Annotated in this window: 9 protein-coding genes; 4 read left to right on the top strand and 5 right to left on the bottom strand. The window is 48.3% G+C overall.

Features of this window, described 5'->3' with window-relative positions; genetic code table 11:
* Window positions 1-179 precede the first annotated feature (179 nt).
* Both AC4PM4_RS14110 and AC4PM4_RS14115 read right to left on the bottom strand, forming a co-directional pair.
* On the bottom strand, window positions 180-1739 hold the full coding sequence (locus AC4PM4_RS14110) for a response regulator transcription factor (protein ID WP_488731540.1): 1560 nt from the start codon (window positions 1737-1739) through the stop codon (window positions 180-182).
* Window positions 1736-3550, bottom strand: coding sequence for a cache domain-containing sensor histidine kinase (locus tag AC4PM4_RS14115; protein ID WP_491613877.1), 1815 nt, complete (start codon window positions 3548-3550; stop codon window positions 1736-1738). The genes AC4PM4_RS14110 and AC4PM4_RS14115 overlap by 4 nt, the downstream gene beginning before the upstream one ends.
* Window positions 3551-3800: 250 nt before the next feature.
* Here AC4PM4_RS14115 and AC4PM4_RS14120 point away from each other — a divergent pair, with 250 nt between their 5' ends.
* Complete coding sequence (locus AC4PM4_RS14120; protein WP_491613878.1) at window positions 3801-6950, top strand: alpha-mannosidase; 3150 nt, start codon at window positions 3801-3803, stop codon at window positions 6948-6950.
* Window positions 6951-7143: 193 nt separating this feature from the next.
* On the top strand, window positions 7144-7827 hold the full coding sequence (locus tag AC4PM4_RS14125; protein ID WP_491613879.1) for a DUF6199 family natural product biosynthesis protein: 684 nt from the start codon (window positions 7144-7146) through the stop codon (window positions 7825-7827).
* 32 nt (window positions 7828-7859) lie between these two features.
* Here the strand turns inward: AC4PM4_RS14125 and AC4PM4_RS14130 are convergent, their stop codons facing one another.
* The 3 genes from AC4PM4_RS14130 to AC4PM4_RS14140 form a co-directional block, all read right to left on the bottom strand.
* A complete protein-coding gene (locus tag AC4PM4_RS14130) occupies window positions 7860-9182 on the bottom strand; it encodes an LLM class flavin-dependent oxidoreductase (RefSeq protein WP_491613880.1) in 1323 nt (440 codons plus the stop codon).
* A gap of 77 nt (window positions 9183-9259) precedes the next feature.
* Window positions 9260-10507, bottom strand: coding sequence for an MFS transporter (locus AC4PM4_RS14135; protein WP_491613881.1), 1248 nt, complete (start codon window positions 10505-10507; stop codon window positions 9260-9262).
* Between the two features lie 141 nt (window positions 10508-10648).
* Window positions 10649-11089 carry a GNAT family N-acetyltransferase gene (locus AC4PM4_RS14140; protein ID WP_491613882.1) on the bottom strand — a complete coding sequence of 147 codons (441 nt, stop codon included), beginning with the start codon at window positions 11087-11089 and terminating at the stop codon, window positions 10649-10651.
* A 353-nt stretch (window positions 11090-11442) separates the two neighbouring features.
* On the opposite strand from AC4PM4_RS14140, the gene AC4PM4_RS14145 reads away from it, so the two are divergent.
* A complete protein-coding gene (locus tag AC4PM4_RS14145) occupies window positions 11443-12369 on the top strand; it encodes an ABC transporter permease (protein ID WP_491613883.1) in 927 nt (308 codons plus the stop codon).
* Between the two features lies 1 nt (window position 12370).
* The gene (locus AC4PM4_RS14150) at window positions 12371-13327 is read left to right on the top strand and encodes an ABC transporter permease (RefSeq protein ID WP_063565300.1); all 957 of its coding nucleotides are present in this window, start codon (window positions 12371-12373) and stop codon (window positions 13325-13327) included.
* Window positions 13328-13329 lie beyond the last annotated feature (2 nt).

Raw genomic sequence — 13329 nt, forward strand, 5'->3', positions numbered from 1 at the left:
CTATTTTGTTGCTTTGGATTTCCTCGTTCACTCCTACCTCCATTATGCAAGCGCTACCAATTTTGAGATAGTTGAAAAACCCAATAAATTGATGGATTAATTAAAGATCGTGCTTTCATTGCATAACAAAAAAGACACCCCCACATGGGGAGTGTCTTCATTCAGCCGGAGCCCCCGGCTTATTTTTTCATGTAGATCGAGCGCAGCTCCGTAGGAGAAACGCCAGCATATTTCTTAAACTGTCTGTAAAAATATGTGGAGTCCCAATAGCCCACCTCGCCCGCTATTTCTGCCGTCTTTTTGTCCGAATATAACAGCAAATGAGTGGCACGCTCGATTCGGTACTGGTTCACATAATCAGAAAAGGTGGTACCGACCTCTTGCTGGAACAATTGGCCGAGGTAGTTCGGATGAAGCTCCAGCCTCTGACTGAGCGTCTTAAGTGAAAGCTCATCCTGATAGTGATTTTTCACCACCTCCAGCACAGCCATGATATGCGGACTGTACGTTTTCTCGGCAGTATGGTATGTATCCAGCGTGTGATGAACAACCTTTCTGACCAATTGTTTCAGTTTGCTGAGCGTATGAATTCTGGACAGGGGTCCGAAGATGTCCCCGTAGTCAGGCGTTTTCTCTAGTTCCTTGGCGGCCAGCATAAGCTGGATCGCAGAATTGAAGAACGGTGTTCTCGGGAGGCAGGGTTCCTTACCCTCAACAATGAAGAATTCGTCGATGAATCGATCCACTTCAGTACCTTCCCCATCCCGCAGCAGCTTGTGGAACTGCTCCATCGCTGGCCCAGGCTTCTCTTGATGCTGATTGCTAGCTTCTTCGTTCTCCACTTGCATGATGAAGGTATTACAATCCATAAACAAATGATTCTGAAGCCACAGCTTTACGGACTTGCAACTCTTTGGAAAACCCAGATAGGTCGACTCGGATTGACCGATGATCCCCCATACACGTGCACCTGTGTCCTCAGCAACCGCTTGCTTCATTTTGGTGAGTGCCTGAAGCTGCCATTCATCACTACCTTCCGTACCGGCTGAAACGAACAGCAGCATGATGTCTCCGTCCTGATCAGGAAAACAGATGATTCCGCAGCCATCCGGGAGGCCTTTGTTCCCGATCTGCTCACACTGCTCAGCAATTCCCGGCAGATACATCTGGGGATCATCCCCCTTGTCATCTCCTACAATCCTTAGAGAAGCCGCACAATATGTGGATTTGTTCATGGGAATCTCAAGCATCTGCGCACGCTCACGGAATTCTTTGGCGTCAATGGTCTCGTTCGCCCACCGCTGCAAAATATTGTTGCGCAGAATCCTCCAGCTCTGATCCATTTGAATCTGGCGCATCTCTTCGTGCTCCCAATCCCGCTGCATATGCTTGATAGTCGCTTCCAGTTCATCCATATTGACTGGCTTGAGCAGGTAGTTCTCAACCCCCAGTGAGATGCCCTCCCGCACATATTTGAATTCTTCGTAACCACTTAAAATAATGAATTTGGTATATGGATTGCGCGCTTTAGTCTCCCGGATCAGTTCAAGTCCGGTCATTTGCGGCATCATGATATCCGTAATAATCAGATCGACAGGAACCTCGTCCATCATTGCTAGCGCTTCCAACCCATTGCATGCCGTTCCGGCAATCTGCATGTTATTCTGATCCCAATCAATGATCGCTTGCATTCCTTTGACAATAAGCGGCTCATCATCGACCAACATTACACTTCTCATCCCGTTTCCTCCCTTGTAACTGGAATGCTGATGGTCACCTCACATCCTTCGCCCTCCGCACTGTTCAGGTGCAGACCATAATCACTGCCATAATTCAGACGTATGCGGTCGTGCACGTTCTTAAGACCCAAAGATCGGTCAGATGTCTCAGCAGCTTCATCGCCCTTATGCAACCCATGTTGCAGTTCAAGTAATCTCTCCGCGGAAATCCCCTTTCCGTTATCCTTCACACGGATGTGAATCACGCCGTTCTCTTCTTCGGCTGTGATGGAAATCCGGTTATCATCATCATTTGTACGAAAACCATGCACAATGTAATTCTCAATAATCGGCTGGACCAGCAACTTGACGACCATGCTTCCCGCCGCTGCATTCTCAATATAGGTCTCCACGTGCAGCTTGTCCTCATACCGATATTGGACCAAAGCCAGGTACATGCCGCACAACTCTATTTCCTCCGCCAAGGTTACATGGGTCTGCTTTTTGATCAAATGACGGAACATCGTGGCGAGAATATAAATCATCTGCCCAACATCCCTCGCTCCCAAACTGATGGCTTTCATGCGGATGCTTTCGAGCGTATTGTACAAAAAATGTGGATTAATCTGGGCTTGTAAAGCCACAAGCTGCGCATTTTTTTGCTTAATCTCCGACACATATACCGTTTCTATGTAAGACTCAAGCCGATCACACATATGATTAAATCTCTGCGAAATCTGCTGCAGCTCATCTTCCCCCTCCATATCGATACGTTTACTCAGATCACCCTCCTGCCAGCGACGCATGTAAAGCACGAGTCTGTGAATTTTTTTGGAATAACGACGGATGATGGTGAACGTTACCGCGATGCTAATCATGATGCACAAAATCACAATCCCAATGAGGCTGAAACGAATCGCCTGAAGGCTCTGTTTGATTTGCGTCTCCGGAATAATAGAAGCCACGACCATTCCCGTATTCCCGATATTCAGCAGCTGCACCTTGGAGCGCTCCTCCAGATCCACCCAATCCTCCGGTAAATTCATCTTCCCCCAGTACGGGTAGACGGTGTTGTCATACTTGCCCTGCGAATCGAAAATCACCTCACCTTCCCCGGTCATCAGCATGACCCGACTGTTCTTGCCGCCCGGTCTGTCTCGAAGAAGCCCTTTGATGCGGTCTGTATTCAGCTCAAACATAATTGCACCATACTGCTTCAATGTCACGGAGTCTTTGAGCACATTCGCGTAGCTGTACGGGGTAGGCTCATCAGCCATTTTCCCTTCGAACAGCGGTTCGCTGCCCATGTACTGCCAAGGTGCACTCCTCAGCCGCTGGAACCAGTCCTGATGCCCTGCAGACAGCTTGGGATGATAGTAAAAGTGCTGGGTCTCCCGATTAAGAACATAGAAAAAATCCTGATCCGTGCTGTATAACACGACATTTGCAATCGAGGCCTCATCCTTTAACAGCAGACGTAATTGATAATCGAAGTTCCCTCGCTCTGTACGGTAGCTGTAAGCATATTGATTCAGACGCCAATTGAGAAAATCCTCGTATTCATGAGTCAAAAAATATTTCAGATCATCGCCGATCATGGCGTCGGTATAAATCTGCTGCACGGCATTATACAGCCGTTCGTACTGCTGATTCAGGTTGATACTGACAATATCCAGCTCCTGCAAACTGGCATCCATTTGTTCCTGTACCACTCGCTGTTCATAGTAGCGGTAGGCCAACACCGAGATGCTGATGAACAACAGGACCATAACCATGGAATAAAACAGTAGGATTTTGTTGAACATTTTTTTCTTCAAGTAGTTCTTATACATGGTTCGTATCCTGGACATTCGCGCCTGAACACCTCCTCCAGACCAATTTCCAACTCAGTGTATCACCGTTTGGTTAAATTCGACAATCACCAGTGCTCAGAATCAGTAATCCATATTTTGATTTGTCAAAAGCGAATGGAAGCGCTATAATGGGCGCATTCCCCTATAATAGTTATGTAATACATAATCGCTTTGGATGCTCTCTATATATGAATCACTCCCCGATAAAATGAACTGGGGGTTTTTAACGATGTTTCTTACTGAAAACAAACTACAAGCACGTATTCATGAATTATCCGAGCTGCGTTACCGGGATCGTTTGCCTTTAAATCATTTTCTTGCCTGCGAAGACCGCAGGGAAGAAATTAACCCTGCCCTGCCGGGAGACGATAGCCATTGGAAGCCTATGCATACAGGAGAAAGTTGGTCCGGTCGAGATCTCTATTTGTGGCTGCGTACAAAAGTCGAGTTCCCTGCCTCATGGGAAGATAAACGGATTGTCGGACTGTTTGATTTCGGCGATACCGGGGGTGGTAACAATTCCGGCTTTGAATCACTGTTCTACTGGGATGGAAAGCCGTTTCAAGGCGTAGATTCCAACCACAAGGAAGTGTTCTTTCCAGCCTCTGCCGCAGGCAGCACCAACGAGTTGGTCTTCCGCTTATGGTCCGGTCTGGAAGGTGGCGGTCAGCCCCGCAACCAGACGCATACGTTCAGACAAGCAGAACTGTGTTGGCTGGATGAAGCTGTTGATGATCTTGTATTTACAGGGTCAGCAATTCTGGAAACGGTCAACATTCTGGATGCCCATGCACCTGAACGCACAAAGCTGCTTCATGCACTCCAGCAGTCCTTCCGCCTGATTGATTGGTCGCAGCCTAAGTCCGATGTCTTCTATACCTCTGTGCATGAGGCAAGGGATGACCTGAGCGCCCGATTGAGTGCGATGGACAAAGCCTCTGATGTGACCGTCACTTGTATCGGCCATACTCATATTGACGTTGCTTGGCTGTGGCGGTTGAAGCATACGCGCGAGAAATGCGCCCGTTCCTTCTCTACGGTCATGCGCCTGATGGAGATGTTCCCGGAGTATGTTTTCCTTCAGACACAGCCCCAATTGTACGAATATGTGAAAGAGGACTACCCGGAACTGTACGAATCCATCAAGGAGCGTGTCGCTGAAGGACGCTGGGAAGCGGGCGGCGGCATGTGGCTGGAGGCTGACTGTAACCTGACCTCGGGCGAATCCCTGGTCCGACAATTGCTGATCGGTACTCGTTTTCTCAAAGAAGAATTCGGGACGGACTGTCGATATCTATGGTTGCCCGATGTATTCGGCTACAGCTGGTCTCTGCCGCAAATTCTGAAAAAATCCGGCATTCATACATTCATGACGACCAAAATCAGCTGGAACCAATACAACCGCATGCCATTCGATACATTCCACTGGCGCGGAATTGACGGCTCAGAGGTGCTGACCCACTTCATTACTACACCCGAGCCTTGGTCCGAGCCGGGTTCATGGTTCTATACCTATAACGGAAAAATCATTCCGAAGACGGTCAAGGGCATCTGGGATGCCTACCGCGATAAGGAGATGAACCAGGATCTGCTGCTGTCGTACGGATACGGAGACGGCGGAGGCGGAGTTAACCGCGAAATGCTGGAGATGAGACGTCGGCTGGATCAACTGCCCGGATTGCCCAAGGTCAAGACAGGACGCGCAGATGATTATTTTGAAAAGCTGCAGGAGACGGTCGAGAAAACCGATTCGTACATCCATACTTGGGATGGCGAACTGTATCTGGAGTATCACCGCGGAACGTATACCAGTCAGGCGTACAACAAACGGATGAACCGTAAGCTTGAGCTGGCTTACCGCGAAGCGGAATGGCTGAATGCATTGCAAAGTATTGTGCACAATGACTGGAATCTGTATCAAGCGAAGTCTCTGACTGCGGGTTGGAAAATCATTTTGCGCAACCAGTTCCATGACATCATTCCCGGTTCCTCCATCACAGAGGTGTATGAGGATAGCAGAATTGAATATGCAGAAGCTGAGCTGATTGGCAATCACGTGGACACGCAGGCTCGGATGGCTATTGCTGGCAGCGGAGAATCTCCGTGTACGTACACCATTTGGAACTCCTCCCCATGGGTCGTTACAGAAATCGTGAGCATTCCTGCGGCATCAGGCGAATTGGAAATGGGAACTTGGCTGAGCGATTCCGGTGAGATTCTGAACGCTCAATACCAGGATGCACGTTGGTCCGTCGAGGTAAAGGATATTCCTTCGCTGGGGTATACCACAATTCACTTCCAGAGCAATACGGTAAACGATATCCCTGAGCAATCTCCATTCATCCACACAGCTAATGGAATCGAGACACCATTCTATCTGCTCGAGTGGAATGAGAATGGGCAGTTGACACGCCTTTACGATAAAGAGCCACACCGTGAGGTGCTTGCCAAAGGCGCAAGAGGCAATGTGCTTCAGGTGTTCGAGGACAAACCTCTTGCCCACGAGGCCTGGGATATTGATATCTTCTATCAGGAAGATATGCGAGAGATTACGAAATGCACCAGCATTGAAGTCGTAGAGACTGGTCCGCTTAAGGCCGTGATCCGCTTTGCTTGGGAATACCTTGGCTCTACGATTACGCAGAACATGACTGTATATACCGGGCATCGACGTATCGATTACGCCACTGAGGTGGATTGGCATGAACAGCAGCAACTGCTGAAGGTTGCCTTCCCAGTCGGCATCCGCTCCACTGAAGCCACCTATGATATTCAGTTCGGTAACGTTAAACGGCCCACGCACTGGAACACAAGTTGGGACTGGGCGCGTTTCGAATCTGTTGGCCATCAATGGGCTGATCTGTCCGATAGAGGTTATGGCGTCAGTTTGCTGAATGATTCCAAGTACGGTTATGACATTAAAGACAACGTCATGCGGCTGACCCTGATCAAGAGCGCTACGCACCCTGATCCACATGCCGATCAGGGACTGCACAGCTTCACCTATGCTCTTCTTCCGCATCAGGGAGATTGGCTCGTTGGCGGAACCGTGCAGCAGGCCTGGCTTCTGAATGCTCCAGCTCGATATACACAAGGGGTATCAGAGCAGCCAAGTCGATCCATGCTCACCTTGTCCGGGAGCACAGCCATGATCTCGGCAGTTAAGAAGGCGGAGGATTCCAATCGTGTCATCGTACGCGTTCATGATTATTCAGGCAGCATGAATACGCTTGAACTGACAAGCGATCTACGGATTCACGCGTGGAGAGAATGCAATCTTATGGAAGTACCAGAGGGCGAACTCCTGTATGATACACCGATAACTTTTGCTCTTGAACCTTATGAAATCAAGACGTTTGAGATTGATCTGAGAGTATAACCCTATAACTGCAGCAGCTTAACCAAAGAAACCAGCAAATCCCCAGATGATGGGCGACTTGCTGGTTTCTTCGTGTTGTAGTTATTTGATCGTTATTCAGACAGTAACGGAGATCGCAACCTGTGCTTCTTAATGACGTATTATAGAACTAAATGGAAAGGATGGCGTTTATATGGGAGAGTCACTCAAAAAAATGAAGTCCCCCACCTTCATTTTCTTTTCATGCGTTCTGGTCCTGTCCGTAATCATCGCGATCCTGTCCAGACCTTATTTCACAGAGCCGATTTTCCATGTTGAGAACAACAAGTACACATTCGATAGTGAACAAGGTAATCTAATGACTTATCGCAGCGGAACGGCAGATCCTATTCAAGTACGCCTTGATCATCAGGAACGGACTGTTTACATCAATCATCAGCAATATCTCATCAAGAAAATTGATTCTGCGTTCAGTACAACGTATAAGTTGATATATCCTAACGGGAACAAATATGAAGTCCAAGATCATTCCGGACAATTAATAAGTTTTGATGCAAAAGGCAATAGCGTTTCCGAGGTCTTCTTGTACGTTGGCAGTCAAAGAGTACTTCAAGAGGGGGAAGAACAATTCTCTCCTGCAACGCTTGTAACAGCCGCTTACCCAGAATATCATTACACTCGTGGTGCTCCAGGTTATCTGTTTCTCGCATTAGCCGCAGTGATTTTCGGATGGTGCAGCTTCCGTTATCAAAAATTTCAAGACTTCCTTTTCTACCTCTCACTTCGTTCGTTCTGGGCGAACGATGTCGAGCCTAGCGACTTTGATTACTTTTTGAGCAGGGTATGCGGGATTGTCGTTATGATAGGGGCTGTCTGGATCGCTTTTAAAGCATTCTGAACTGGAAGCAAGTTCGATGTGCGATAATTGATTTATTTTACCGTCTCCAATGTATATCGATTGCGTGGAATCTCAAGCCCCAGATTACCGCGCAGTGTCTCATGCTCATACTCGGTACGGAACAGGCCTCGCTCTTGTAAGACAGGTACGACCAGGTCCACGAAGTCCGCGAGTCCGTTCGGCACAACTGTGCGAATATTGAAACCGTCCGCAGCTTCACCTTCGAACCACTCCTGAATCTGATCAGCGATCTGATCCGGTGTACCGATGAAAGAAGTGCGAGGCGTCGATGCAAGCAATGCCACTTGGCGGAGGGTCAGTCCCTGTTCTCGTGCCTGCTGCTTGATCTTGTCTGTTGTACTGCGGAAGCTATTACTTCCCAAATCACCAATCTCGGGGAAGGGCTCATCCAATGGGAATTGGGCGAAGTCATAATGATCGAAGTATCGGCCCAAATAGTTCAGTGCCTGGTCAATACTGACCAACTCCGCAATCTCCTGATACTTGCGCTCGGCTTCTTCCTCCGTTCTGCCCACAATGGGACCAATGCCAGGGAAGATCAGAATATCTTCTGCCTTACGACCATAAGCCACCGCTCTTGACTTCACATCCGAATAGAACTCCTGAGCTTCCTCTAACGTCTCATGCCCCGTGTATACAGCATCGGCCGATCGGGCCGCCAGATCCTTGCCGGATTCGGAAGAACCTGCCTGGAAAACGACCGGATGTCCCTGCTCCGAGCGCGCCACATTGAGTGGACCCTGAACGGAGAAGTGATCTCCCTTGTGGTTCAGCGTATGCAGTTTGGATGGGTCGAAGAAAACACCGTTCTCTTTATCCCCGATAAACGCGTCATCCTCCCATGAATCCCACAGCCCTTTGACCACATTCAGATGTTCTTCTGCAATTTCGTAGCGCAGCGCGTGGTTCGGATGTTCACCTTTGCCAAAATTCAGAGCCGAGCCTTCCAGTGGTGAAGTGACAACGTTCCATCCGGCTCTTCCTCCACTGATATGGTCCAGGGAGGCAAATTGTCTTGCCACTGTGAATGGTTCACTATATGAGGTAGACAACGTCGCAACCAGCCCGATGTGTGAGGTTGCTCCTGCGAGAACGGAGAGCAGGGTTAACGGTTCAAAACGATTCAGGAAATGCGGGTTGGATTTCTCGTTAATAAAGAGGCCGTCGGCAATAAAGAGAAGATCGAATTTCCCTTCCTCCGCCTTAATCGCCTGTTTCTTGTAGAAATCCAGATTTACGCTGGCATTGATCGGAATATCCGGGTGTCGCCAAAAAGAGATGCTATTTCCCACTCCATTCAAGTTTGCTCCCAATCTCAATCGTCGTTGTGACATATTAATTCCTCCCTATGTTGTAGTGATGACCATTTAATTCAGTCCAAGTACCTTTTTTTTCTCTAAGGATCATTTCATCATTTCTTTATGCTGTTTCCGCCTGCTTCTGCTGCTGCCATGCCCAATCCCGGTTTATTCGCCTCGTTCCTTTCGCTTAACCGGACTGTCCAGGCTGCTCCCAGAAGGACAATGCCTGTTAGGAGAAAAATAAAAGGAATCCCCGTCCATCTGCCCAGAAAACCGCCGAGTAACGGGCCGAGTACAATACCGAATTGATTTGCAGTCTGACTCAGACTGACAGCCCTTCCCCGGAAATCACGGTCAGCATATTTGATGATTAACGCATTCAAGGCCGGATACACGGCAGCAAAGAACAGACCGTAGACAAATCGCAAACTTCCAAAATAAATGAGGTTATACGCCGTCAGTTGCAGTAAACTACCAATGCCGCCGCCCAGCAGGCCGATAAACAGCGTTTTCTCGTATCCGATTTTCCCACCAATCCGTCCCCAGCGCGGCCCCATTATTACCGTTGCCACGCCGATGGCTGAGAAGACGATTCCTGCACTAAGTGTTGCACTACTAACGTCTCCACCAATCTGGACCACATAAAGCGTCAATACAGGTTCAATAATGAGCACGGAAGTTGAAACGAGTAAAATCAAACCATAGATCCGCATTAATCCCGGAGTGGAGGCAGCTTTTTTCAGATCACCCAGAATACTTGTGCGAACCACAGTGCGGGGGCCGCGGGCTTCTTTTACCCATATCACCATCACAGCCGAGAGCAGCGTAATGATTCCCGAGGCGATAAAGCATCCTCGCAGCCCGATCCAATGGCTTAGTACTCCACCCACAAGCGGTCCAAGAATGCCTCCGGCAGCCGTGGATGTGGAGATGACACCAAGCGCATAACCTACATGCTTCTCCGGTGTATTGGTGCCGACCAACGTAATAGATGCAGGATTGAAGCCGGCCATGAGTCCTTGAAATATCCGCACAGCGATAAACGTGTAAGGATCATAAACGAAATAGTTAGCCAGATGAGCAATGGCGAGGCCAACGCCCGAACGAATCAGCATCAGTTTGCTTCCATATCTGTCAGCCAGCGAGCCCCAGAAAGGAGCACATAGTCCGCTGATCAGAAAGCTGATCGAGATCGAAATGCCGGACCAGACTTCCAATCCGCTCTGAATACCGAGATCATTTTGCAGAAACAGCGGAAAGAACGGAACAGACAAGGTGTAAGCCATATGATTAAAAAATAGGCCAAACCACAGAATATACAGATTTCGCTTCCAATGCGGCATCTTGGTATTCTCCATACTATATAATTCCTATATAAAAAGTAGGTTATTATCCATATTAGGATACCGTCACTGGAAAGTATAATAGAAAAGTTCAATAGACCCATTCAAGAATTAAATGAATGGGTCTGTTAGATGCTGCTATTTTGACCGTAACGATTACTGCACTTGAACGGACATGAACACATCCACCTCATCTTCACTGTCCAAAACAAACCCAAAACGTTCATACAAACGCCGAGCCGGACTGCCCTGCAATACATTTAAAGTAACACGTTTGCCCCGGACCTCATCCCGTTTCAGCAGCATATTCAGCACTTGAGTTCCTATTTGTTGACCCTGATAATCGGGATGAATATAGAAATGCTCAAGTAGCATCTCCTCTGACTTGGGCTTCAACGCTACACACCCCACCAGTGCACCCTCGACCTCAATAATCCACGTGTGGACAGGGTCAAATGTATTACGGAAACGTTCACGGACCTTCACCTCATCGTACCTTTTCAACCTGTTTAAATCATCATATAGAACCACAGCTCGCAACTCAGCAAGGTGCTCCTGATCTGCCTGCTTGGATTGACACATGGTTACTTGGTTCATTGGAAGGGCTCCTTTTTCTTCGATTATTTTATTCTGTATTCTAGCTATTCAGATTGTCTATATTGGATTCGGTGGATCATTGGTCTATGGGGATTTAATAAATTCATTCGACCCCAATTATACAGGAAAAAGCAAGCCATTTTTATATTCTAAGAGTTATCCAAAGTAACAAACCTGACTACCTAATGTTGACAATATATACAAACCACTTTAATATACCTAGTATTCTTATCAGCTTTTAATAGTTTCTCGCATTCTACATCGAATGTGTGCATTTCTGCGCGATTATTAATTGAACAGCAGTAGATTAAATGGGAAGAGTGCTTAGAGAAACAGAACAGGAGATTTGCATCATGTATATTGTTAAACGCTTTTTCACCATGCTTTTGACGCTCTGGATCATTGTGACGCTGACCTTTCTAATCATGCACATGATCCCTGGAGACCCTTTTTCCAACGATTCCAAAACGATACCTGAAGCTGTCCTGCAAAATATGCGTGCAAGATACCATCTGGATGAACCGCTTGCTGTCCAGTATGCACTGTATTTGAAAAATTTGCTGGTGCTGGACCTAGGACCCTCCATCCAGTCCAAAACGACCGCTGTCAACACATTGATCGCACGAGGGTTTCCGCCCTCCGCCCTTCTTGGCATCCAGTCCATTGTCATTGCACTTATTGCAGGCATTGCACTGGGCACGGTTGCCGCCCTGTTCCACAAAAGGCCGCTGGACTACATATCCATGTTCATTGCCATCATCGGGATATCCGTCCCGAGCTTCATTCTTGCACCGCTGCTCATTAAATATGCGGCTGTCCAATGGAGGCTCTTCCCCGTTGCATCCTGGGGAACCTGGCAGCATACGATACTGCCCTCGCTGGCTTTGTCGGTAACACCACTGGCTGTCATCGCTCGCTTCATGCGGACCAGCATGCTGGATGTGCTGCAGCAGGAATACATAAGAACAGCAGAAGCCAAAGGATTATCTACCTGGTCAGTCGTCATCCGGCACGGAATGCGAAACGCGCTCATTCCGGTATTATCTTTTATCGGGCCGCTCTTCGCCTCCGTAATCACCGGCACCTTCGTAATTGAGAAGATATTTGCCATTCCGGGAATCGGCAAATATTTTGTGGACAGCATCTTCAACCGTGATTACCCGGTCATCATGGGAACGACGATCTTTTACAGTGTCATTCTGGTCGTAACCCTCTTCCTGATCGACCTTTCGTACCGGATCGTCGATCCGAGAATCAAGCTTTCCAGCAAAGGAGATTAGCATGAAAGCTACAACTACAGACCCCATTACATCGGACCCTCGCTTCACACCGGCAGATCGAAGCCGATTGAGTGCGAACCGCATATCCAGCCCGGGTCTTCCCTTATGGAAGCAACGTACATACAGTATTTTTCGTCATCGATTATCCTTGCTTGGTTTGTTGTTGCTCGTTGTCATTATTGCGCTGGCTCTGGTAGGTCCGTTACTGGTTCCCTACTCGCCAAGCTCACAGTCCCTGCTCAAGACCAATTTGCCACCCTCCGCTGATCACTGGTTTGGCACGGATGATCTCGGACGGGATATGTGGGCCCGTACCTGGTCAGGAGCTCGTATATCCCTGCTGATTGGCTTTACAGCCGCAGCCATAGACCTCGTGCTTGGCGTCCTGATTGGCGGAATCGCCGGTTACTGCGCCGGACAGGGACGGACAGGAGATCGAATCGACAGCCTTTTGATGCGAATCATTGAAATTTTGTACAGTATCCCGTATTTGCTGGTTATCATCCTACTTCTTGTCGTTATGAAACCGGGATTGTTAACGATGATTATTGCCCTGTCCATTACTGGTTGGGTTGGGATGGCCCGCGTCGTCCGAGGTCAGATCCTGCAATTGAAACAACAGGAATACGTGCTTGCAGCGCAGAAGCTCGGCACATCCCATGCCAAGATCATTTTCAGGCACCTGCTGCCCAACGCGGCTGGAATCATTATCGTCAACCTGACCTTCACGATTCCATCGGCTATTTTCTCCGAATCCTTTCTGAGCTTTTTAGGACTCGGTATCCAGTCACCCATCGCTAGCTTGGGGACGATGGCCAACGATTCGCTTGGGGTCATTCTGAGTGGACAATGGTGGAGACTGTTATTTCCCGGTCTAATGATCTCGCTCACCATGTTTGCATTTAACGCTTTCGGTGATGGGCTGCAGGATGCTTTTGATCCGCGCTCCAACCGTTAAGG

This window comes from Paenibacillus sp. MDV22-iso6 (assembly GCF_058408365.1).